The 24,707-nt window shown below is 56.8% G+C and carries 17 protein-coding genes and 1 pseudogene; 14 read left to right on the forward strand and 4 right to left on the reverse strand.

Going from position 1 to position 24,707, the window contains the following annotated elements; genetic code table 11:
- Positions 1-518: 518 nt before the first annotated feature.
- The 6 genes from HFP54_RS16160 (at position 519) to HFP54_RS16185 (ending at position 11,725) form a co-directional block, all read left to right on the forward strand.
- On the forward strand, positions 519-1,295 hold the full coding sequence (locus tag HFP54_RS16160; RefSeq protein ID WP_168565903.1) for a class I SAM-dependent methyltransferase: 777 nt from the start codon (positions 519-521) through the stop codon (positions 1,293-1,295).
- A gap of 287 nt (positions 1,296-1,582) precedes the next feature.
- Positions 1,583-3,943, forward strand: a complete 2,361-nt coding sequence (locus tag HFP54_RS16165) for a DUF4347 domain-containing protein (RefSeq protein ID WP_168565904.1) — start codon at positions 1,583-1,585, stop codon at positions 3,941-3,943.
- Between the two features lie 149 nt (positions 3,944-4,092).
- A complete protein-coding gene (locus HFP54_RS16170) occupies positions 4,093-7,008 on the forward strand; it encodes a PSD1 and planctomycete cytochrome C domain-containing protein (protein ID WP_168565905.1) in 2,916 nt (971 codons plus the stop codon).
- Positions 7,009-7,013: 5 nt separating this feature from the next.
- Positions 7,014-8,507 (forward strand): DUF1501 domain-containing protein, encoded by a 1,494-nt coding sequence (locus HFP54_RS16175; RefSeq protein ID WP_146413371.1) that lies wholly within the window; start codon positions 7,014-7,016, stop codon positions 8,505-8,507.
- A 534-nt stretch (positions 8,508-9,041) separates the two neighbouring features.
- Positions 9,042-10,928, forward strand: a complete 1,887-nt coding sequence (locus HFP54_RS16180) for an alkaline phosphatase D family protein (RefSeq protein WP_235951885.1) — start codon at positions 9,042-9,044, stop codon at positions 10,926-10,928.
- Positions 10,925-11,725, forward strand: a complete 801-nt coding sequence (locus HFP54_RS16185; protein ID WP_235951887.1) for an SDR family NAD(P)-dependent oxidoreductase — start codon at positions 10,925-10,927, stop codon at positions 11,723-11,725. The genes HFP54_RS16180 and HFP54_RS16185 overlap by 4 nt, the downstream gene beginning before the upstream one ends.
- 49 nt (positions 11,726-11,774) lie before the next feature.
- Here HFP54_RS16185 and HFP54_RS16190 read toward each other — a convergent pair whose 3' ends face one another.
- The 3 genes from HFP54_RS16190 to HFP54_RS16200 all read right to left on the reverse strand — a co-directional run bounded on the left by HFP54_RS16190 (position 11,775) and on the right by HFP54_RS16200 (position 14,948).
- Entirely contained in the window at positions 11,775-12,506 is a 732-nt protein-coding gene (locus HFP54_RS16190; RefSeq protein WP_390657584.1) for a haloacid dehalogenase type II, read from the reverse strand.
- A 215-nt stretch (positions 12,507-12,721) separates the two neighbouring features.
- Complete coding sequence (locus HFP54_RS16195; protein ID WP_168565906.1) at positions 12,722-13,711, reverse strand: DUF6807 domain-containing protein; 990 nt, start codon at positions 13,709-13,711, stop codon at positions 12,722-12,724.
- Positions 13,712-13,739: 28 nt separating this feature from the next.
- Positions 13,740-14,948, reverse strand: a complete 1,209-nt coding sequence (locus tag HFP54_RS16200; RefSeq protein WP_168565907.1) for an AraC family transcriptional regulator — start codon at positions 14,946-14,948, stop codon at positions 13,740-13,742.
- A gap of 222 nt (positions 14,949-15,170) precedes the next feature.
- Between HFP54_RS16200 and HFP54_RS16205 the strand changes: the two genes are divergently transcribed.
- The 8 genes and pseudogenes from HFP54_RS16205 (at position 15,171) to HFP54_RS25695 (ending at position 24,078) form a co-directional block, all read left to right on the forward strand.
- Positions 15,171-16,019 carry a sugar phosphate isomerase/epimerase family protein gene (locus tag HFP54_RS16205; protein WP_168565908.1) on the forward strand — a complete coding sequence of 283 codons (849 nt, stop codon included), beginning with the start codon at positions 15,171-15,173 and terminating at the stop codon, positions 16,017-16,019.
- A gap of 117 nt (positions 16,020-16,136) precedes the next feature.
- Entirely contained in the window at positions 16,137-17,447 is a 1,311-nt protein-coding gene (locus HFP54_RS16210) for a Gfo/Idh/MocA family protein (RefSeq protein WP_168565909.1), read from the forward strand.
- Positions 17,448-17,601: 154 nt separating this feature from the next.
- Positions 17,602-18,627, forward strand: coding sequence for a DUF6807 family protein (locus HFP54_RS16215; protein WP_235951891.1), 1,026 nt, complete (start codon positions 17,602-17,604; stop codon positions 18,625-18,627).
- A gap of 341 nt (positions 18,628-18,968) precedes the next feature.
- A complete protein-coding gene (locus tag HFP54_RS25980) occupies positions 18,969-19,076 on the forward strand; it encodes a transposase (protein WP_168565910.1) in 108 nt (35 codons plus the stop codon).
- A gap of 36 nt (positions 19,077-19,112) precedes the next feature.
- Complete coding sequence (locus HFP54_RS16225) at positions 19,113-19,454, forward strand: transposase (RefSeq protein WP_168565911.1); 342 nt, start codon at positions 19,113-19,115, stop codon at positions 19,452-19,454.
- A gap of 251 nt (positions 19,455-19,705) precedes the next feature.
- The gene (locus tag HFP54_RS16230) at positions 19,706-22,699 is read left to right on the forward strand and encodes a DUF4838 domain-containing protein (RefSeq protein WP_168565912.1); all 2,994 of its coding nucleotides are present in this window, start codon (positions 19,706-19,708) and stop codon (positions 22,697-22,699) included.
- 308 nt (positions 22,700-23,007) lie between these two features.
- On the forward strand, positions 23,008-23,172 hold the full coding sequence (locus HFP54_RS26440) for a transposase family protein (protein ID WP_197136973.1): 165 nt from the start codon (positions 23,008-23,010) through the stop codon (positions 23,170-23,172).
- 405 nt (positions 23,173-23,577) lie between these two features.
- Positions 23,578-24,078, forward strand: a pseudogene (locus HFP54_RS25695) (ISL3 family transposase).
- Positions 24,079-24,109: 31 nt separating this feature from the next.
- Here the strand turns inward: HFP54_RS25695 and HFP54_RS16240 are convergent.
- Positions 24,110-24,601: a thioredoxin family protein gene (locus tag HFP54_RS16240; protein ID WP_146413382.1), complete on the reverse strand. Its 492-nt coding sequence runs from the start codon at positions 24,599-24,601 to the stop codon at positions 24,110-24,112.
- Positions 24,602-24,707 lie beyond the last annotated feature (106 nt).

Here is a 24,707-nt window from a genome sequence, read left to right on the forward strand (position 1 = left end):
GCCTGACCAGCCCGCGGGTGATCGCCGCTGGGGGGTAAGCCTACGAAAAAACCCCCAAAGCAACCTAGGGCCGTGGGGGTCAATCAGCTGAATTCGTATGAACGAAATTCCAACCGTTGCGGCCACATCGGCCGTTCGGGTCGGTGTCGTTGAACCCCGCGTCACTGCCGGCAAATCAGGCCGGTGACGCGGCGAATAATCAGGACGCTGCGAAACACGCGTGAAAACTCGCTGGTAATCAAAGGACTTTCGTTCGATGCGGAAAAGATAAGCATTGCCGCGTGGGTGTCAATGATCGTCCGGACACCCGCGTCGTGAATCCCACGACACTCCGTCGATCGTGGCCGTTTGACCGGTCGATCGCGTCACGTGCGGGCAATCGCAGGTGATAAACTGGGCGTTTCCGACGCTGGCATCGCGACCGACGGTCGCACCACGGCGGATCGACGTCGGGGTAACGTCATTGTCATGCCATCGTCGTTTGCTTCACCCACCCAATGACCATCCCCGGGTATCTCATGTTCACCTTTGGCCGAAATTATTGCCACCGCGGCTTCGTCGGTGCGGCACTGGTCGCCGTTTTTGCCGTCCCCGCCGTTGCCCAATCCGACGTCACCACCGATTCCTCGGAACCGGTGGCCACCGCCGACGCACCCACAAAAAGTGTCAAGCCTGGCATTAACAAGTCGTTTTTGAGCAAAGACTTGGATGTCCAGTCCTTCGTCGATCGCTTCGAAGCGGAATCGCGTGAGATCTTTCGCGCACGACAAAGCATCGTCGATGCGATCGGGCTGAAACCCGGGGATCGGATCGCCGACGTGGGCACCGGGACGGGATTGTTCGTCGAACCGTTCAGCGAAGCCGTCGGCAAGGACGGTTGGGTGTTTGCCACGGACATCGCACCGAAATTTTTGGAACGGGTCGAAAGGCTGATCGAATTGAAATCGCTGAGCAACGCGACGGCGGTGCTGTCCGGCCAAGACGACGTGCGGCTTCCGCCCAACAGCGTCGACGTGCTGTTCGTTTGCGACGTTTATCACCATTTCGAATTTCCCAGCCAGTCGCTGTATTCGATTTTCCGCGCCGTTCGCCCCGGCGGGCAATTTGTGATCATCGATTTCAATCGGATCCCCGGCGAATCACGTCCGTGGCTGTTGGATCACGTCCGTGCTGGCAAAGAGGTCTTCCGTAGCGAGATCGAAGACGCGGGGTTCGAATTCGTCGAAGAGGTCGAGATTCCTGAGTTCGAGGAGAACTACTTCCTGCGTTTCCGTCGCCCCGGCGATGGTGGGTGAACGCCGCGGGCAAAGTTTTGGAAACGATGCTAGATCGGGACGGCTTGCGATCGATCGAAATCCCGCCCATGGCAGCCAAGAGTCGGCGACTTCGTCATCAGTTCGATCGCGGAAATCAGCCGAAGCCACGGGAATCGACCCATTGTGCGAATCTTCATCCCAACGCGTCCCGGCCACCGATTAGCATCCGGCTAAGATCGGCGGTCGGCTTGCTTGATTGCCGCAAGCTTTCCGCGGGCAATGTTTTGTTGTGGTTTGACGTTATTTGATTCTCCGAGGCTTGCATCATGTCGTTCTCGCCGTTGCGTCGGTTCACCGCCAACACGAACCCTCGCCAAGAGCCGCCCGCGCAGAAAAAACCAGCACGGAAGAATCTTTCCGATGCGATCCTAGCCCGCGGCGACGGACGATGCGGTCGAGTGGCGGCGGAATATCAACAGCCTCTCGGTTGGTCGGTCAGCAATCTGGAACCTCGATTGATGCTGGCGGCCGATGCAGGAATCGCCGTCGCGGCGCCGCAAGCACCCGCCGCCACCATCGCACAGACGCCCTGCCCTGATTCGGCGTCGCGTGAAGTCTGCGAGACGTTGGTGTTGGTTGCTGATGACGTTGCCGACATCGATCTGCTGTTGGCCGATGTCGATCCTTCCGCGGAAATCCAACTGTTGGATTCTCAGGCTTCGCTGATCGACCAAGTGACCACGGCACTATCGGGTCGCCGCGATGTCAGGACGGTGCACCTGATCACTCATGGCGACGTGGGCGTGTTGCGACTGGGCGACCAGCGTGTCGACGCGAATCAGTTGCGGGACCATGCGGATCAATTGCGTCAGTGGAACGATGCGTTTGCCGCTGGCGCCGATGTCCTGGTTTACGGATGTCGATCGGCGGCCGGCGATGATGGTTTGCATTTAATCCGAACCATGGCGTCACTTGCCGGTTGTGACGTTTCGGCATCCGACGATGTGACGGGGTTTTCGAGCGATCCGGACGCATCGGCCGACTGGGTTTTGGAACGCCAGATCGGGGCGATCGAATCTGAATTGATCGTGACCCGCGATGTCCAATCCCGTTATCGATACAGCTTGGCCGATTCCTCGGAATCGGCGATCACGGTGGAAGCGGCCGGTTCAACGGGCGAAGAGATCTTTGAACTGTTGGTCGACGGCGAAGTCGTAGCTTCCTGGGTGGCCACGACCGAGATGCAGTCCTACCACTTTGATACCAGCGGCTATGTCGGTGCGATCGATCCGTCACGTGTTCAAGTTCGCTTTACCAACGATTTGTACCTGCCCGATCAAGGATTCGATCGAAACCTAAAGGTCGACAAGGTGATCATTGATGGCGTGTCGATCGAATCGGAATCCAGTTCCACCTTCAGCAGCGGGACTTGGTTGCCCGGCGATGGAATCGTTTCAGGTTTTGGGCGTGGCGATGTGCTGCACACCGACGGATTCTTTCAGTACGCCGGTCCACCGTCGCCAGAACCAGTGATATTTGCGGATTCCGAATGGCGCAGCGATGGCGGTGGAGTGGAACTGTCGCTCGATACCCTGAACGATGACCTCGTGATTTTGGGCAGCCAAGAAACGGCGGTGTGGACGGAGTTCCAAGTCGACGGTTTCGAAACGATTGAGATCGATTTGTCGATCAGCCGCAGCGGTGACGCAGACGAACGGAATGTCACGTTCGGCGTGGATTACTTTGACGAAAATTACAATGAAATCGGCGAGTTCTTCATCACCATGCCGTCGGGCGCAAGCGAGACGTATCAGTTGCCAAGCAGTGCACCGGAGGGGACGAGGTCAGCCACCTTTTGGATTTGGATGAGCGATTCGGAAACAGCGGGCGTCGAAGAAGTCGTGGTCGATGAATTCCGCGTCCGCCGCATCAGCACGTCGGACGACACCACACCGCCAGTGGCTAGTTTGCCGGCGGGGCAAACCTTCACCTACAACGGTCGCAACACACCGTCATTCGTGTTGAACTTGACCGATGATTCGTTTGCCCAACCGGGGACGGGATCGGTTCGCGTCAACGATAACCGTCAATTAGTCGTGACCGATCCAAACGGCCGACAGTTTGAGCGATCGGTGACCTTCACTGGTGGCGATCTGCCAGGCGAAGGCGTGTTCGTGGTTCGCGAAATTGAACCCGGACCCGATGGGTTTGTCGAAGGCGTCTACACCGTCACCGCGGGACGTGGATACCTAATCGACGGTGCGGGCAATCTTAGCGAAGCGGCGGACCTGGGCACTTTCCGTCTGGAGATCCAGGATGGGCCGGACAACCCCGATGACGTAACGCCACCGGCGGTGGAATTGCTGACCACGCAACTTTCGTTGACTGACGGCCCACCGGAATTTGTGCTGCGATCCAGCGACACGGAATCGGAAATCCGGTTCGTCCCCGACAATTTTGGTGTCGTTCAAGTGACCGACAGTTCCGGCCAAATCGTTCCGACGCGTGGGATCGCCGGTGGACCGGGACCCGATCCACGGACGCTGTTTGAATTGCTGGGGTTCCGCGACGATTATGTGGTATTGCCGGGTTTTTACACGGTGTCCATCACGGGGGACTACGTGATTGACGGTGGCGATAACCTGAATATTCCCGGAACGCTGGGAACATTTGAAGTCATCGCCTGAGTCGACGGGGCCGAAATTTTCGGCTTCGTCGGATGTTCGACGACGGGCCCGTGGTGCGGTTAGACTGGAGAACACGCTGCTCGGTATTACCTAGTGGCGATCCCCTTGATTCCCCGCCCCGTCCCGTCTTGCCCCGATTCCAATCGCGCATGCTGCGAACGATTCTGCGATTCCTGGTTGTCGCTCTCTGTCCCTACGTCGGTTTCGCGGCGGATTCGAATCCCGACGATTCGGCCACGCCGCCATCACGCTCTGAAGTTTCATCGAAGGTCGATTTTGCCAAACAGATTCGGCCTTTGTTGAACGAGCACTGTGCCGGCTGTCATGGCGGGGTCAAAGCGGCCGCCGATCTGTCCTTTGCCAGTCGCGAGGCCGCCATTTGGGCCTTCGAACCGGGACAGCCTGATGATTCGATGATGGTCGAACGCATCGAATCCGATGATCCCGACTACGTGATGCCGCCACCGGAACACGGGGCCCCGCTGTCCGACAACGAAAAACAGTTGGTGCGAACCTGGATTCAACAGGGTGCGAATTGGGCGTTGCCATGGGCCTATCAACCGGTGCGTCGGCCATCGGCGCCCTCCGCCGATGATCCCGATTGGTGCAACAACGAAATCGACGCGTATGTCTTGTCCCAATTGGAAGCAATCGGCTGGAAACCCAACGAAGCTGCAGATCCGTCACTGTGGCTACGACGCGTGACGTTTGATCTAACCGGAATCCCGCCTTCGGTCGCCGATCGTCGCCGGTTTTTGGATGAAGTGGATCGTTTCGGCGAAGCCGCGTACGCCATGGAAGTCGATCGCTTGCTGTCGGATCCCCGTTTCGGCGAACGCTGGGCGTCGGCTTGGTTGGATCAGATTCGCTACGCCGATTCACGCGGGCTGGGGCTGGATGGACGTCGTCGGATTTGGAAGTATCGCGATTGGGTGGTGCGATCGATCAATGCCGACATGCCGTTTGACGAATTTACCATCAAGCAAATTGCGGGCGATTTGGTCGATCAGCCGTCGATCGACGATCGCTTGGCCACCGCGGCGCATCGTTTGACGCAAACGAATGAAGAAGGTGGTACGGACGACGAGGAATTTCGTGTCGCGGCGGTGCTGGATCGCGTCAATACGGTTTGGCAAACTTGGCAAGGCATCACCTTCGGTTGCGTTCAGTGTCACAGTCACCCGTACGATCCGATTCAGCACGAGGAGTATTACCAGTTCGTCGCGTTCTTCAACAACACGGCCGACTGTGACTTGAACGAAGATTATCCGCTGTTGCAGGTGCCGCTGGACGAGACCGATGAAAGTCGGGCGGGCAAATTGGATCGCCAGATCGAATCGCTTCGGAAGCAAATTTTCCAGGCCGAATCAGCAATCCTGAACGACGACGTGATCGACTGGCGGGCTCCGGTGCAATTCGATGCAACGGCCGACAAGCAAACCGAGGTCATCGTCCAAGACGACCCGCGTGCCGCAGCGGGACAGGAGTTCGTGACGGTCGATACGCTTTCCAGCGGTACGACAATTACATTGACCGCCCAGCCGGATGACGCCATGGATGCATTGTCGGCGATCCGGCTGACGCTGCGGCCGCGTGATCCCGAAAGCGGTTTGGCCGATTCGGAATGGGGGTTCGTGCTGTCGTCGATCAAGGTCCGTTCCATCGACGCGGAGGGCAAGGCAACGGAACTGCCGATCGAAAGGCTGGTGGTCGATGATCCGGATCCTTTCATGCGTCCCAGTGATTCGCTGAATGACAAAAGCAAACAGGGCTTCGCAGCCTACAGTCGGATTCACCATTCGCGACGTGTCGCACTGATATTGGAACAGCCCGTCAAGCTGGAAAGCGACGCGCGGATCGAGGTGCGTCTGAAACACAACGTCCAATTGTTGGCCGCGTTCCCATTGGTCAGCCGACGCGGGCGGTTGGATCTGTCGGGTGATCCGACGATTTCCGATCGTTTGAATGATCCAGAATTACTGCAACTTCACCGCGATCTGAATCATCGGATCAGTCAGCGACAGCAAATACCCAGTGTTGGGATTCCCGTCCTGGCGGAACGTCCGGATCATTTGAAACGTCCGACCCACGTGTTCGATCGCGGGTTGTTTTTGACCAAGGGGCAACGGGTTCAGCCAGATGTTCCAGCGGTACTGCCGGACTTGAACACGGCCTCCGATGGCGGTCCGGCCGATCGTATGGACTTGGCCCGGTGGCTGGTCAGCGATGAAAATCCGCTGACGCCACGTGTCTTTGTCAATCGTGTTTGGGCGCGGCTGTTCGGAATGGGGTTGGTGGCCACGGAGGAGGATTTCGGCAGCAGCGGTGATCCGCCGACGCATCCGGAATTGCTTGAATATCTGGCGTCTCGGTTTCGCGGCAGCGACGATTGGTCGCTGAAGCCATTGGTGCGTGACATTGTGTTGTCGGCAACGTATCGTCAATCGGCCAACTGCAGCGACGACCGGCGGGCCGAGGATGCCGCGAATCGTTATTTGGCACGCGGACCGCGATTCCGCATGACGGCGGAAATGGTCCGTGACGCCGCACTGGCCGCCAGCGGTCTGTTGTCCAACGAAATTGGCGGCGCACCGGTTCATCCGCCGATCCCCGAAGGCGTGTGGAAACCGTTTCAGGGTGGTGACAAATGGGACACTGCACCGGTCAACAGCGGTGATCGTTATCGGCGTTCGATCTACACGTATACCAAACGTAGCATCCCGTATCCCATGTTTGCGACATTCGATGCACCGTCGCGAGAATTTTGTACGCCACGACGCCTACGCAGCAACACTCCGCTGCAAGCATTGGTCACGCTGAATGACGATACCTTTGTTGAATGTGCCAGCGCATTGGCACGCTCCATGCGACATCTGAATCGACCAACATCAGACCAAATTGCTTGGGGTTTCGAAGCGGTGACCACGCGCCCGCCCGATCGCGATGAACGTGGCCGTTTGGTTCGCTTGTACGAAGCAGTGTTGGCGGATGGCGGCGATGCCGAAGCGGCGATGATCGATGTGGCCACCGTGCTGTTGAATCTGGACGAGATTACCAACAAGTAATGACGATGCAACGCGAAAACCTTTCCCAGACATTTCAACGTCGTCGCATCGACGACGTGACGCGACGGCGTTTCTTGATGGATTGTCCCATCGGCTTGGGTGCGATCTGGATGGCCAGTCAGGCCGCAACGTCGCAGGCAAATCCGTCGAAGATTCAAATCAATCACGCGCCCGACAATCCGCTTAGCCCGCTGGAACCGCCGAAGCCGGCGAAGGTCAAACGCGTGATCTATTTGCACATGGTGGGCGCGCCCAGCCAGCTGGAACTGTTCGATTACAAACCGGATTTAGATCGGCTTAATGGCAAGCCGTGCCCCGATTCCTTCTTGGAAGGAAAACGATTCGCCTTCATCAACGGTCGCCCCATGATGCTAGGGCCGCAGTATCCGTTTGCTCGGCACGGCGACAGCGGCACTTGGGTCAGTGATCGGCTGCCGCACTTGGCCAAACATGCCGACGATCTGTGTTTGATCAAAACGATGCAGACCGAACAGTTCAACCACGGTCCGGCCCAGTTGATGGTGCACACCGGTGCGGCGCCGATGGGTTCGCCGTCGATCGGATCCTGGGTGACTTGGGGACTGGGCAGCGAAAACGCCGACCTTCCCGGTTTCATCGTGCTGTTGTCCGGTGGACGATTGCCTCGTGTCGGCAAAGCGTTGTGGGGATCCGGTTTTTTGCCATCGGTTTATCAAGGCGTCCAGTGCCGCAGTCAAGGCGAACCGGTATTGTGTGCGGCGAATCCCGAAGGCGTGACGCGTCAATCCCGACGACGAGTTTTGGATGCACTGGAGGACATGAACCGCCAGTCGTTGCAACGGTTCGGTGATCCGGAAACGGTCACCCGCATCGCGCAGTACGAAATGGCCTATCGGATGCAAGCGGCTGCACCGGAGGTGATGAATCTGCGCAGCGAAACGGCGGCTACCCTGGAGGCTTACGGTGCCGATCCCGACAAAGAATCGTTTGCCAACAATTGCTTGCTGGCGAGACGTTTGGTCGAACAAGGGGTCCGCTATGTCCAACTGTTCGACTGGGGTTGGGACTCGCACGGTGCGGCCAAGTCCGAAGCGCTGAACCATGGCTTTCAAGACAAGTGTCAGCAGACCGACAAGCCGATTGCGGCGTTGTTGGCAGATTTGAAGCAACGTGGCTTGATGGATGAAACACTGGTCATCTGGGGCGGCGAATTTGGACGGACACCCATGCGAGAGAATCGTGGCGGTGGCGAAATGACCTTCGTCGGCCGCGATCACAACCCGGAAGCTTTCACGATGTGGATGGCCGGCGCGGGTGTGCGCAGCGGTATGACCTATGGTGAAACGGATCCGGTTGGTTACACGGCGGCGGAAAACCCGGTCCACTTGCGCGACTTTCATGCCACGCTGCTACATCTGCTGGGATTTGATCACCATTCGATGAGTGTGCGTTTCAAGGGGCTCGATCAACGTTTGACAGGCGTGAAGCCGGCGAAAGTCATCCACGACATCGTCGCCTAGTCCGACCCGTCGACCTGTCTATCGACCGCCACAACGCCAACCGCCGATGTGTCCCTTTTCAGCGGCAAGGCGCTAGCCGCCGGTGCATATATCTTGAGCGGCAAGGCGCTAGCCGCCGGTGTTTCTCAAGTGAGCGGCAAGGCGCTAGCGGCCGGTATGTTTATTTTGTGCGGCGGGGCGCCAACCGCCGATGTGTCCTCCGTGAGCGGTAAGACGCTAGCCGCCGGTGCATATATCTTGAGCGGCAAGGCGCTAGCCGCCGGTCCAGGAATCCGGTACCGGCGGCTAGCGCCTCGCCGCTGACTAGAGAAACATGACAGCCGCTTTTCGCTTGCAGATCACATTGTCAACTTGCGGTGAATGACGCAGCGGGTGAGCGATCGACAAAGTCACCGCCGTTCAACGCCGTGTCGCTTGTGCGAAGATGCGGGTTTACAATGATCCGCGTTGCCATGTCGGTTGACCTTGATCTGCCGACGTCGCCCCAGCCCGCTCCGACGCTTCTACTTCATCGCCTCAGCCCACCAGACAGTCATGGCATCCACTTCGATGCGCGCGGTCGCATTGCTTATCGGTACGCTTTGGTTCGGCGCCGTCATACCTGCGCAACGTTTGTCCGCGGAAGACACTGATTTTGCCGACGCGCGTGCTCGCGATCCGATCCGCTTGACTCACGGTCCCATGTTGGGGCACGTGCGGCACGATCGCGTTCGTGTTTGGGGCCGCACCTCGGATCCCGGCCAGTTTGTCGTGCGTTTTGGTAAAGACCCAAATCATTTAACGATGGTAAGTCGGCCGGCCACAACACGATTGGAAGATGACAATACGGGTTCAGTGACCGTGGATGGTTTGAAGCCAGACACGCGCTATCACTATCAATTGGTCGTAAACGATCGCCCCCATGGTTTGCCCGGATCATTTCGAACGTTGCCCAGCGCCGATGCATCACGGAACCAGCAATACAACCCGGACGGTTTGTTCAATTTTCGATTCCAGATCGGTTCTTGTGCGAATCAAAATCCGTTGCACGGTATCGGGCACCGCACGCCGACCTACGAGCATCTGAATCGGGATTGGGCCGACGACGTTCACTTTCACATCATGAACGGCGACTGGTTGTACGAAGAACTTCGTGACTATCCGGCCGAGGCTTGGCGACTGGTTCAAGGTGCACCGCAGCACCCCAAAGTCACTGAAGTGATGCCGACGATCACCGGGGTTTGGGAAAACTACAAGCTTTATCTTTCACGCGGTGTCGAACTGGCGAAGTGGCACCGTCATGTTCCCAGCTATTTCACCTTTGATGACCACGAATTGGTCAACGACATCTGGGGCAGTGGCCAGCCGGGCAAACGTCACCGCCGGACGGTGTTTCGGGATATCGGTACCAAGGCCTGGATGAACTACCTAGGCTGGGCCAACCCGATGGCGTTTGATCACCCCGTCCACTTCGGGTTTGCTTCAATGAAGGCGGGCAGCGACCGACTGGTCGATCCCGAAGCGGATTTCACAGCGTTGCCGCTGGATCAGATGGGCAATTTGCACGTGCATTGGGGCACCGCAGCGGCCGGCGTGAATGACATGCAATTCGACGATGATTCGGGCAACCAAAATTCGTACGTCTACGACATCGCTGAGGTGATCGACAAACACACGCTGCGTTTGCACATGCCGGCCAAGGTCGATGATCCACGCGTCAGCTATTCGATCGGACGTCGCAGCTATGGCAGCTTTCGCGTCGGAAACTGCGATTTCTATCTGCTGGACACGCGGGGAAACCGTGACATGCACGATGTGACCGATCGTGGAAAGGCGGGGGTGTCCATGTTGGGCGACGACCAATACCAGTGGCTGATCGATTCGATGCGTTCCAGCGACGCGGACTTCTTCTTTGTTGTTTCCACCGTTCCATTCATGATTCCGCACAGCGGCGCGGGCGGCTTCGAAGCTGATGCCGCGAACAAGGAAGAAGCTTGGACTGGATTTTTTGACGAACGTGAAAGGCTGATCGATGCTTGGTCAGACCTGGGTAAGAAAGTCTTCGTCATGACCGGAGACTTGCACAACAGCTTTGCCATCAAGATCACCGATGACATTTGGGAGTTTTGTTGCGGGCCGCACAACAGCGTCAATCACGTGCCGGAATTGGATGAAAGTGATCGTCCGGCGACCGGCAAGTTCAAGTTCGGACCGCGTGAATGCGATATCCGCTGGAGCAGCTACATTCTGGCAGACGTTCCTCGATTACAGCGATTGTACCCGCACTACTGTGTGGTCCAAATCAACAACGTGTTCAACATGCCGGTCCAGCGTGGCGACAAACGCTTGGTGGCGTATCCGCATCCACAGGTCGTGTTCCAATACTACGACGGTTGGACCGGTGAATTGTCCTATGCCGAAGCCATCTCGGTGGACCGATGACCGGCAGTGATCGTGACGCATTGCTTCCCATGCAAGGAACGAATGTGGTCGTTACCGGTGCTTCATCGGGCATCGGGCGATCCATCGCGATCGACTTGGCCGCCGCGGGGGCCGCACGCGTGCTGGTGCACTATCGCACCAACGAGCCGGGGGCCGACGAAACGGCGGACATGGTTCGATCCGCAGGGGCCGATGCTTTGTGCCTGTCCGCGGATTTCGCACACGATGACGATATCGATCGTTTTGCCCAGGAAGCCTTTCAACGTCTCGGTCATGTCGACACGTGGGTCAACAACGCGGGCGTCGATGTGCTGACCGGCGATGCGGCCCAGTGGACGTTTCAGGAAAAGCTGGAACGTTTGCTGCGCGTTGAAGTTGTCGGCACGGCTCGCTTGTCGCGACACGTCATCGACCGGTTGCAGAAGCAAACCGGCAACCCTCCGCCATCGCTAACTTTCATCAGTTGGGATCAAGCGATTGAGGGAATGGAGATGGATGCGGGGCAGATGTTTGGTCCTGTCAAAGCTGCCGTGCGTGCGTTTGCCAATAGTCTGGCCCAGCAAGTTGCGCCGAAAATTCGCGTCAATACTGTGGCTCCTGGATGGATTCGCACCAGCTGGGGCGACAGCACCAGCGAATACTGGGACCGCCGGGCCCGGGAACAGTCGTTGATGCAACGTTGGGGAACCCCTCAAGATGTCGCCGACGCGGTCCGTTACCTCGCCACCGCACGACACACATTCGTTACCGGCCAAACGATCAACGTCAACGGTGGGTTTTCACGTCGGTTTCAGTAGAGAACGCTGGTGCAAAACTCTCAGCCGGCTTCGCAGATACGGACCGTCTTCACCGAGCCAATCGATTCGCCAGTTCATGTAGATTATCAACGATGACGTCTGGCTTGTTCGCATTCGGATACAGCGATGCGCCGGGGCGAGCGATGAAGGCGGTCTGTAGTCCCACGTGATCGGCGCCTGCGAGGTCCCAGGCATGAGCGGCGACCATCATGGCATCCGAAGGAGCCACGCCCATGTCATCCAGAACCATTCGGTAGGTGGCACCATCCGGCTTGAACTTGCGGACCGCCTCAACGCTGTATCGCTTTTCAAATAAGTCCGTCAGCCCGGCGTTTTGTAGCTGAGCTTCGGCCCCAGCGGTCGACGAATTGGTCAAGCTGACCAATCGATAGCCCTGTTTTTTCAACGCTCGCAGCCCTTCGATCACATCTGGATGCGCCGGCAACGATCGGATCACCGGAACGATGGCTTCGCGGGCCTGTTCGGGCGACAGAGAGATCCCCTCACGATTGGCCACCATTTGCAGGGCCGCAACGCCGATGTCGCCAAAGCTGTGATACTGGTCGATCGAGTTTTCAACCAACGAGTAATGCAGCATCGTTGAAAACCACAGCGGCAATAAATCTTCCCGCCCGTTAAGCACGGATCCCACCGACGTTTTGAGCGGTTTCAAGTCCAGCAACGTTTCATTGACGTCAAAGATCAGAACGGTGGGGCGCGACATTGATTCTGCCTTCGGTGGGTCGGCAAAGATGGGTTTGGCAATCGGCAATAACAGCATCAGAGCCGAAGTGACAACGATCGACTGGCGTGGATTTAGCATGTGGTCAAATGATGGGGATTGGGCGAATCCAAAGTGCGGCGGAACTTCGTCGACGGCCATGCTGAAAATTTCGTGCCAAAGATGTCCGCCACCGAATGGGGCGATCGTCGCCACCAACAGCCATCATCACGCGATCGCCAGTGGTATGGTTGGCGATGTCCAAAGCCGTCGGTTTACCGCCACTGAGCGCAGGCCGCACGTAGTTGCCCGTTGGTCCAATTTTCAAGGTGCGCGATCAATCGATACCGCAATGTCAGATGTTCACCCTTCTTCATCTTTAACGGACTGTCGTGCAGTAACGACGCATTGATATAGCCCATCTGGCCGGAACGCACGATGTACCACGGCGTCGGGTGGCGGGGGTTGTCGGGATGGTCCAGGACCGCCAAGCCGACGGCGGTTCCGTCAATGGTGCCTTGGTAATCGACCGCTTTGCCGTGACCACGATGTCGGTTGTTGTCATCGAATTTCAAAGGTCCGGCAACTCCAATTGCGTTTCGGTTCGTTAAGTCCTTTGCAAACCGAACGGACAGACCGGCGTATCCGCCATAGTTCTTTTGCGGCGGTGTCCTATCCAACGTCACATCGATCGTTGCGCGAAAAGTCGATTGCCAATCGATGGTGAACGATCCATCGGCCGAAGGTGCGGATACCTGGATCTTTCGATCTTCGGTCAGCACCGTGACCGGGGCATCGCCTTGCTGATACCGCAATTGCATCCGAATGGTTGCCGACCCATCGTTGTGTGTCTCAACATCTGGGGATTCCCAAACGGTTCTTCCAGCGGGCAATCCGGATTCGCGATCCAATTCCCAATAGTTTACGCCATTGATGTATTTCCAACTGAACCACAATCCGTGGTGCCAAATGTGATCGGCGGGCTGATTCCAGGTCAGGGTTCTTCCGCCAACGGCGATCGGATGAAAGTAAGGTTTACTGGCGTCTGATCCCCAACAGAATTTCCATACCGTTTCGTCATCCGCGTGCAGCGATAACGTGGTTTCGGTTCTTTGCCACTGAAAGGCATCCTGCGAAACGTCTTGACCAAAAAGAATTGGCTGTTCGGTGATGGAAAGGCCCGCAGATAAGAAAAGTAGTATCAATGCGGTACCGACGCTATGCGAATACCGTGTGACGGACGACGGAGTGATTGGTGTAAACATCAAGATCGTTTGGTGGTTACGGGGAAGATCAGTCCGTGGCGACGTCACGGGTGATGTTGTGGAAGAATTGCAGCCGATACTGTCGCGGCGTTTTGCCAACGATTCGACGGAAGAAACGAACGAAATTTTCAGGCGAAGCAAAGCCGACCTTGTCCGAGACCGCATGCACAGGCAAAGCGGTGTCACGCAACAGTGTTTTCGCACGCTCAACGCGTGTTTGATTGATTTCGTGTGCCGGGGAATGTTTGAAATAGGCCCGGAAACGCCGTTCCAACGTGCTTCGTGACACGTACATTTCCTGGGCCAACTGTTCGACGGTCAAGCCATGCATCGCGTCACGTGCGATGATCTGCATGGCCATGGCAAGTTCCGGATCATGGATGGCAATCGGATTGGTGGAACCACGCGAAACGACCCCGCCCGGTGGAATGAACCGCGGCTTTGGGTGTTTCTTCGATCCGGAGCGTTTGGGCGTCGGCCGGTTCATCTTTTGGTCCAGCAGCGCGGCGGCGTGATACCCGATCTGGGATGCATCCAAATCGATACTGGACAGCGAAGGGGAAAGCAGACGGCAAACCAATTCGTCGTTCGATGTGCCCAAGATCCCCACGTCCACCGGAACGCGCAAATCGATCTGCCAGCACGATTCCAATAATCGGACGGCCTGTGAATCAGCGACCGCCCAAATGCCGACGGGCTTTGGCAACTGGTCCAGCCACTGCAGGGTGGGCTTTTCATAGGCGGGCTTCCATGGCGGGTAGGGCTGGCGGTCACCCTTGAAAGCGCCCGGATAGACATGACCGCTTAGTCCACGTTGTCGGACGATCGTTTCGAACGCTTTCAAGCGTGCGTCGGACCACCATGAATTGGAATGGCTGTAAAAGGCGACGTGTGGATAGCCCTGCTTGATCAGATGGTCGATCGCATGCTCCGCCGTGATCATTTCATCGGTGCGGACTTCGCTGATCAAGGTTTGTCCGTCGCCCAGTAACTCGACCACGGGGCATTTCAGACGGTCGAACTCTTTTGCCAGTGATCGAACGGCACTACGCGTGATGATCCCGTCGCCTTTCCAATTGCGCAGCCATGGCGACAGGCCTTCCAGGATGCCACGATCTTGGAAGTGGAAGATCCAATCGGCCTGTTCTTTGGCGAATCGCGAAATGCCTTCGATCACGCCGCGACCGAAGACTCGCGAAGTTTCGACGAGCAATAGAACGTGTTTCTGCTGTGCCATGTTCGAAGCGTATTCGATGAAAATGTCCGCCGGGGCCCTGTGATAAAAAACTACCAGAAATATGGCAAGTTCCGTCAGTGCATCGGGCCAGCAGCACGGATATGATCGGACGCGTCGACAGTTTGATCGCTGTCACCACGTCGGCCCGGCGTCGTTGCCGGCGTGTCCATCGCCCCAAAAAACACATGCCTTCCAAAGGCGACATCAAAGGGACAAAGGTTTATGGGAAAGGTAGGAATCGGCCTCAATTTGGAAGCCGTCCGGACATCGCACAAGTCCTTCGAATGGGGCGTGGAGTTTGCTGCGGATCTGGGGTACGAGTACATCGAACCGATGGTCCATTGGGGCCGTGAACTGCTAAGCGAAGCGCGTTACTTCCACAGTGTTTCGATGTTGGACGATCCGTTTCGCGTTCGCGATATGGTCGAAAAGCATGGGCTGAAACTGTCGGCCCTGTCATCGCACAGCCAGGCATCGAAGCCCGAGATCGCGGTCGAGTATCTCAAGCAGGCGGCAAGGTTTGCCAAGGAAGCCGGCGCACCGATCATCAACACGCACGAAGGGCACAAACAACCATGGACCACCATGGAAGAAGACTTTGTGCTGATCCGATATTCGTTGATGGAAGCGTTGAAGGTCTGTGAACGCCGTGATATTAAGATCGGCTTTGAAATGCATCAGACGTATTCGCTGAAGCCGGACTTGTACGATCGCTGTTTGAACTTGGTCGATTCACCCAACTTGGGTGCCAACTTTGACACCGGAAACGCCTACTTGGGCGGTGAAGATCCTCATGAGTGGATCGAGCGAATCAAGGATCGCGTGATCCACGTGCATGCCAAGGACATTAGTGTCGAACAGTCCGATGCGGAGCGAGGCAAGGTCATGGGAACGGCCGTCGGATGCGCTTGTGGCGAAGGCGTCATCGACTGGAAACGGATCGTGAAGACTTGCCAATCGGTACCGCAGGACATTGTGTTGAGCGTTGAATGCGGGACGCTGGATCAGGCGGAACGCAGCATCGAGCACTTGCGTTCGGTCATCAGCGAAACGGAGCCTGTCACCGTGTGAATCAGTGGCCAAGGTTCAGTTGCGTCACGGCGATGTCGGTAACGCAGCGATTCGGCGGCCGATCACTAACCTTCCCACCCCATCCCATCCCACCATCGGTCACCCACGGAGTTCGTGATGTCCAAAGCCAAACAATCCCGCCGCGGTTTCATGAAGAAGGCTGCGGCGGCGTCGACGGTGTTTGCCGTCCCCACCATCATTCCGCGTTCGGCGTTGGCCCAGGGAGATCGCCCCGGTGCGAACGATCGCATTGCGATTGCGGGTGTCGGTGTTGGGCGTCAGGGTTCGGCTATCTTTAGCGCCGCGGCGAAAGACCCTCGAACGGACGTGGTTTGCGTGTGCGATGTGAATCGACCGCGTGCGGAATCGATCGCCAAGCAACACAATGCATCGGAGGTGTCCCAGGACTATCGCGAAGTTCTGGATCGTTCGGATGTGGACGCAATCTTGACGGCGACCCCGGAACACTGGCGAGCCAACGTTTGCATCAACGCGGCCTTGGCCGGAAAACATATTTATGCCGAAAAGCCGCTGACGCTGACGATTCCCGAAGGCCGTTTGATGGTGAAAGCGGCCCGGCGAACGGGCATCACGTTTCAAGTCGGATCGCATCAAAGGTCGCAACGAGAAAACTTCATCGGTTGTGAATTCATCCGCAACGGTGGCATCGGAAAAGTCAAAGAGGTTCACGCGGCGAATTACGAAAGTCCCTGGTTGTGCGATCTGCCCGCCCAACCGGTTCCGTCGGGGCTGGACTGGAACATGTGGTGTGGACCCACCGAGATGGTGCCGTACCACAAAGAACTGTATGTTCCGCGCGGAAATCCAGGCTGGCTTTCTTTTCGTCCCTACAGCGGTGGCGAAATGACGGGCTGGGGAACTCACGGTTTCGATCAAATCCAATCGGCGTTGGGGCTGGACCACACCGGGCCAACGGAAATCTTAGTCGATGGTCCGGCCTTGGAATTGCCGACCTATTCCGAGCCGGAATCCAATGTTCGTGGCAACGAACTTTGTTCAACGCCAAAATTGGCTTATCGATTCGCCAATGGAATCACGGTCCACTTGGACAAGGGCAATCGCGGAGGCGGGATCTTTGTCGGCGAGAAGGCGAAGATGGAAGTCTTCCGTGGACGCCTGGCTTCCAACCCGTCGGAAATGGCCGAAGAATTGCTGAAGAACGATCCGCGCCAGAGTCGTTCGCATGTCGGCAACTGGTTGGATTGTTGTGTCTCTGGCAAACAGCCGGTGGCGGACGTCGAAATCGGACACCGAAGCGCCACCATTTGCCACTTGTTGAACATTGGGCGCTTGTTGGGACGCAATTTGAAATGGGATCCGGATGCGGAACAGTTCGTCGGTGACGACGAAGCCAACGGAATGTTGACCCGGCCCATGCGAAAAGGCTTTGAGTGGCCGACGGTCTGACACGATCATCGCATTTGCGTGTGACGCGTGATTGTCGATCGGGCAATCTTCACGACGGTGTCTTCTATTCCCACAACTCCCACAGACGCGATCGGTGGGATGGGTTGGAATCCGGCGGTTCCTGTTCATTCTTGATCGCGGCGAAATGGAAACGATGATGCGGCGTATCTGTGAACGCTGGTTGATGGTGATGATGGCCGCGACATGCCTGTCGGGCACCCTAAGTGTCGGCAAAGCCCTTTCCGAAGATCCGGCGACCACCGCAAAGGCACGTGTCGCGGTATCGATCGATGACCAAGCGGGACGTCTGACCATTCGTGTCGATGGTGAACCCAAGATCGTCTATTGCTATGACGATTCGGTGGATCTGCCACACTTTGATCCCTTCTGCAGTGCTAGCGGTCGCCCGATGACGGTGAAGATGACGGATCCGTATCCGCATCACCGATCGTTCTGGGTTGGCGAAAAGCATGTGCAGTTGTCCGGCCAATCCGAGCACGCCGACGTCTACAACGCGCTGTACTCCGGCGTGAAAGCATCACCTGACGCAAAGCGTGCTGTCGCTCCGTTTCGGGATCGCGTCACACACGTGTCGTTCGGTGATTTGGAAATCGATGGGAACAACGCGACGTTCAGCGAGAAGCTGACGTGGTATCACGGTTCAACGCCGGTTCTGGACGAACATCGTCAGTATCGTGTACGTGCGCTGGGTAATGGCGAATACTTCTTGGATTTCGCGTTTCAACTGACGGCGGCTTACGGCGATGTCACCGTCAAGCGGGACACGTCGCATTATGCGATTCCCTACATTCGCATGAATGACTCATTCAACGTGGAATCGGGCGGTGGTCGTATCGTCAACAGCGAAGGCGGCATCAACCAAGAGGGCACTGATAAACAAATCGCAAATTGGGTCGATTACCACGCACCAGTGGACGGTGGTGATCGCGAAGGTTTGGCTTGTTTTTTGCATCCATCCACCGGCCCGCCGCACCGTTGGCTGACGCGTGACTATGGGACTTGGGGGCCACGTGCGCCCAAAGCCTTTCATGCGACAACGTTCACGATTGCCAAGGGAGAATCCTACGATCAGCGTGTCGGCCTTTTGGTCCATCACGGTGATTCGCAAAGTGGCCGAGTCGACCAACGATACCAAGATTATTGCGATGGTCGGTTGTAATCACCCAACTTGAATGACGGTGGATGGTCACGGGGTTAAGGGCACAGGGTGGTGGTGTAGCACTTCAGGGGAAATGAGACATCTGACAAGTTTGAATCCACAGACTTGCAGAATCCTGGACTCATCGAATGAGAAACTATCCGAGATGCCTGATGGCGGAAACGCCGTAAAAGCGGACAATCTGGATTTCGCCGCAACGGAGTGGATCGCGATGAATACCGAACGACGGGCTTATAAATCTGACATTTCCGACGAACAATGGCAATTCATTGGCCCCGAGCCTGTGCGATTGACACCGCCAAGTCATCTCGGCCAACCTCGTCAAGTTGATCTGCGAGAGGGTGTATAACACGATTCAGTACCAAGCCCGCACCGGATGTCAGTGGGACATGCTGCCGCATGACCTGTTGCCCAAGAGCACGGTCTACGATTACTTCAAACGGTGGTGAGACGAAGGCAGGTTGGATCGTTTGAACGCCCATGTCGTGAAGTTGGTCCGCCGAGCCGATTCGACTGAGCGAGATGAGTTCGCCAGTGCCGGTAGCCTCAATTCCAAAACGGTTCCCAGCACGCAGGCACGTGAAGGCCGCGGATACGACGGCGGCAAGAAAATCACGGGGCGAAAGCGGAACATCGTGGTCGATACGCTTGGCCTGCTGATGGCTGTCAGCGTCACGCTTGCGAGCGTCGATGATGCCATGGCGGCGAGGTCGGTCATCCCGCAACTTGACCGTTCGGCGCAGCCGCGTTTGCAGACGATTTGGGCAGACAATAAGTATCATAATCATTCGCTCAACGCGCACATCGATTCGCATCCGCTACCCTAAAATTTCGCTGCACCAGAGCACTAAAGCGACTGTGCTGAAGAGGAGCCGCCAGCCTGGCACATTGTTTTTGCCTTGGCTGACAATGTTGGTGGTTTCAACGAATCCGGACACATCGCGGATCAGGCTGCGAGCTGCGGCCGAACCGTCTTGGGGGAATCATGGGATTGATAGGTATTAGTATTGTCCGGACCGGTTGCTTTGGATCACGGCCGATCAGGAAACGCTATCCCCACTCTTCAATTTTCGAAACGATGAGCTACACCACCAAGGCCGCCGTACTTCTTGGAATTGCATGGACTTTTGCCGGGCAGGCGTGGGCAGAGATCGTGCTTGTCCGGGATCATGCCAGCGATTACGAGATTGTGCAGGGGCCGAACCCCGGCCCGGTCGTTCGGTTAGCCGCCAGTGAGTTGCAAGAGTTTATTCGGAAGTCCACGGGGGTCGCTTTGCCGATCGTGAAGGCAGCTAGCCCGGAGAAAGGGCGCGTCTTTGTCGGCGCGAACCCGGCTTCGAAGGCGTTGGGGATCACGCCTGACGATCTCCAGCCCGAAGGCTTTCATCTAAGAACCGTTGGGCGGGACATCCACATCGTCGGCGCGGATACTCACGGGACCCCTCAGATCATCAGCAGCAACTACCCGGTTCAATGTGGCACGATAAACGGGGTCTATGAGTTGCTAGAAAGGCATGTCGGCGTGTTGTTCGCGTGGCACAGCGAGTTGGGCACCGTGGTCCCGCACCGGGACGAGATTGTCCTTCCGGATCTGGATATCACGGACGCGCCGGATTGGCACTACCGAAAGCTAGCCTACGGCCCCGAAGGCCATGAGTACAAACTGTTCGGACGACACTTGCGTCTGGGCTCCATTCGTGACACGAGATACGGACATGCGTGGTTCAGAATTTTGCCCGTCGAAAAATACGCAGCGGAGCATCCGGAGTATTTTGCTCTAGTGGACGGTAAGCGGCAGACAAGCCACTACCTGGGGCACAACGGCGGGCAGGTCTGCACGAGTAACGAGCAGGTCATTGAGATCTTTGCCAACGCGGCGATTGAATATTTCAATAAGAATCCGACCAAGACGATGTTTTCTATCTCGCCCAATGACGGGGGCGGGTTTTGTGAGTGTGAGGCGTGCCGGGCGCTTGATGGTGGAGAGATGCTGGCCGACGATCCGGAGAAGCCTGTGTTGACGGATCGCTTGCTGGTGTTTTTCAATGCGATCGCGGAGCGTGTTGCGAGGGTGCACCCTGATAAGTTGCTGGCAACGCATGTGTACAGTTACTACAAGCATTCGCCGCAGAGAGAAAAAGTACACCCCAATCTCTGGCTGTCCCACGCCACCAACAGCGCCGAAAATCAGGGGCGGGGCTGGGAGGCAGAGCATGAGCACGAGAAGCGATGGCTGGCCTTGACCAAGAACTTCGTTAAGTATGACATCCCCTACTATTCACGTTCCTCCTTGAACTTGATAGCTCCGGTGACAGCCCACCTTGGCGAGAAACTCAAAGCCGAACACGCGATTGGCCTGTACGGCGCATATGAGTACATGGGGCAAAGCTATGAGCAACTCGGAGCCGGGCATTATGTAATGGCCAAACTGATGTGGGACAAAGATGCTGACGTTCCGACATTGGAGCGGACGTATTACCATGGTCTCTATGGCCCGGCGGGCCCCGATGTTGTTCAATACTATCATCTTTTGGAACGACGTCTGCGCAAGGTCCACTTGGAGGGCATCGACACCGACGAGCCCGTGGTGACTCAGCAGAAGCCTCGAGGCTATCGAATATTCGCCGCGTATTGGCCGATTTTGGACCAAGCGAGTGCACTTATCGATCAGGCGAAACAGCGGAAGCTCTCTGATCTGCAGCGTCGACGGCTGGAACGGCTCGTCGCTCAGCATGACTTGCTCTTGGGCACGGTGCGGGGGTTCGTGGCAGCGGGCCGTATGAGTGTGCAGGGCCAATTCAATCCTGCGGATGTGCAAATGCTCAAGCAAGCGGTGGAGTTGCGGGAGTCGGCCAAGACCAGAATTGCGGAATTTGCCCCAACGCTGTCGAGATCTATCGAGGCGCGTGACCAAGACCAGACCGCCATCGTCACCCCTGGGGGAGCATACTTTCAACTCACGCAGGCGCAAAAGCCGTTGCGGTTCATCTCTATCAGGGCGAAAGAAACTCCGACGGTCGATGGGGTGGGTGATGATGCCGTGTGGCAGCAGGCACCGCTGCACTATTTTTTGATGACCGAGAACGCCGCGTCCACCGACCTAGGCGCAAGAGCCCGGGTCGCGTTCGATGACACGCACCTTTTCGTGTTCGTGGACGGACGAGAAGAAGATTGCAAAAAGCTATTGGCAGACAGCACTGAACGTGATTCGGGCGACGTGTTTGATGGCGATACGGTCGAAGTGTTCCTGCAACCTCCAGGCGGCGAGACGTACTACCAATTAACATTGGGAGCTGGCGGGGGTGTGTTTGACGCAAGGTATCCCGAGGGTAATTCCGGTGAGTCCGATCTGGCTTGGGATTCTCAAGCGAAGGCCGAGGTTGGCATCACAGACAAAGCGTGGTCGGCTGAGTTTGCGATCCCCCTGGAAGCATTGGGGGCGGGCCGGCAGGACGGTACTTGGCGTATGAACATTTGCCGGACGCGTCGGGGCAATGTTCATCCCGACCAGTACACTGCCGTCTGTCCAACGTTCGGAGGTTATCATGTTCGCAGTCGGTTTGCGCCGTTGGACTTCGCTGAAGCGTCTAGCGTTCCGGCGTTCGCCTACGGCACCATGGACGACGTCCGCGGCGAAAAAACTCATCAGACATTGAATGCCAGCGGGAACGTAGAAATTGTCAAAGACCGTGTTTATGCCGGGAACAAGGCGGCGCACATCACGGTGCCTGAGGGCAGCCTTGGATCGGTGACTCTGCGGGCGGATGTCACGGGCGAGACGGGGTATCGGGCGCTGATCACGCACTACAACCACGTCACCGGTCATGGTCCCGGGGCCACAGACAAGGCGCCTCGCACGCGAGTCATCTTTGAAGACGAATCCGGAAAATCCGTCACGCCAACAACCGGCTATTCGTGGGACGGCACCGCGGCACTTCAGGATCCGGATCAATGGCGTGTGACGCCTCACGTGTTCACGACGCCGCCCGAGACCGCTCGCGTACGCCTGACGATATTTTTTGGCCGAGCGGGCGAATATTGGTTGGACGAAGTGCGATTGGAGGATTTGTAGAGGGGCGCGCGATCGCGGGAGCCTACCTGCACTTCGCCGGATGGCAGGCAGATCGCGATTGGCAGACCGACTGCCATGGGAGAAGAAAAGGTCCATCCGGGAAGTCTGTGGGGTCGGTAGAATTTTCCGGCAAGGAAAACACCGATGCGGGAAACAGAATTCTACCGCCAGATTCTCGGTCTTGAAGAACCGTGGTTCGTCGCGAACGTCAAGCAGGACACCGAATCCCAGCAAGTTGATGTGTTTGTCGAGCATCCGGAAAGCACGACACGACCTTTGAGTGCCCCGAATGCGGAAAGCCATGTGCAGTGTATGACCACACGGGGACGCGTCGTTGGAGACATCTGGACACAATGCAATTCCGGACAATCCTGCATGCCCAACCTCCTCGCATGAAATACTCCGAACACGGAGTCAAACAACCGCGCTTACCTTGGGCAGAGAAATACAGTCGATTTACAATCGTTCTTTGAACGATTCGCGATTGATGTCCGCTTGGCTAGCCGAACCGTCAAGGGCGCGCAGAGCATCCTGCGAACGAGTTGGGACGAAACGTGGCACATCCTTGAAAAGGCGGTCGCTCGTGGCAAGGCACGCAAGACGCGAGAGCCGATGCCACGAATCGGGATCGACGAGAAAGCATTCCGCAAAGGATAGAACTACATCACACTGATCTACGATCTCGACCGCAGCACCGTCGAGGTAATCTCCGATGGAAATGACACCGAGATCGGAAACGCCTGTTTTTCTCAGCTTTCTCCACAGCAAGCGAGTCGGTCGAGGCGATCGCGATGGACATGAGTGCGGCCTTCGTCAAAAGTGCCAAGCAGAATATTCCTCTGGCCTAGACCAAGATCGTTCACGATCGCTTCCATGTCATGAAGTTGGCAAGTGAAGCAGTCGACAAGGTTCGTCGTGGCGATCACCGTCAGCTAAAACAAGAAGGTGACGGTCGTTTGACCGGTACTCGCTATCTTTGGCTGACCAGCCAGGAGAATCTGACCGAGGACCAAAAAGTACGATTAAATCGGGTCTACAAGCAAGAACTCGAGACTGGCAAGGCCTGGTCATACAAAGAAATGCTTCGCGACCTTTGGCACCACGGAGACGCCGGAACTGCAACGGAGTTTTTCCATGATTGGTATCGACGCGTCATTCCTACAAAATTGGATCCGCTGAAGAAGGTTGCCCGAATCATCAAGGAGCGATAAGCCAACGTCGTGAGCTACTGCACGCACGAAATCACCAACGCCGTCGCCGAAGGAATCAACAGCAAGATCATGTCGATCAAACGCCGCGTTGGCGGTTACCGCAATCGTGAGAATTTCAAAACAGCAATCTATTTCTACTGCGGCGGACTCGATCTCTACCCACAATAAACTCGGATGGACCTTTTCTTCTCCCTCCCAGCTAATGCGACGAATCAAGCAATTCGAGGAAGACCGGTTTGCTGATTCGTCCTGCTCGCCAATCCAACGCTTTCCCTTGTGAGTCGCAAACGATGGTGACCGGCGGACCTTGAATGGCGTAAGCCGCCATGACCTCAGCGTTTTCCGGATCGCCCACGTCGATCGCCACGGGGACGAACTCCGCATTGACCAATTCCTTCACCTGCGAATCGGCCCAAACTTGACGCTTCATGACGCGGCAGGGAACACACCAGTTGGCAGTGAAATAGAGAAGAATCGGTTTGTCAGCCTTGGCCGCTTGCTGCTTCGCCGAGGCGTAGTCAGTTGCCCAAGCGATCTCGTTCGCGGGAACGTAGAAGCAATGCCAAGCATAGCCCAGCGACGCCACAAGAAATGTCAGCCAGAAGCAACGCCAAAAATGAAACAGCGGCTTTGGCTGCGGGCGCGGGGCCATCGTCTCAACGGATGGAAGGTCAGGTTCGGTATCGCTCATGAATGTTCTCGATTGACGGTCGGGTAAGTCCTCTACCTGACACCCGCGATTTCTCTTCGCAGCCCGACACCGATTTGCAAAAAAAATCTTTCGTCCACTGCGGGTC

Source organism: Crateriforma spongiae (assembly GCF_012290005.1).
In the GTDB taxonomy this organism is placed as follows: Bacteria; Planctomycetota; Planctomycetia; order Pirellulales; family Pirellulaceae; genus Crateriforma; species Crateriforma spongiae.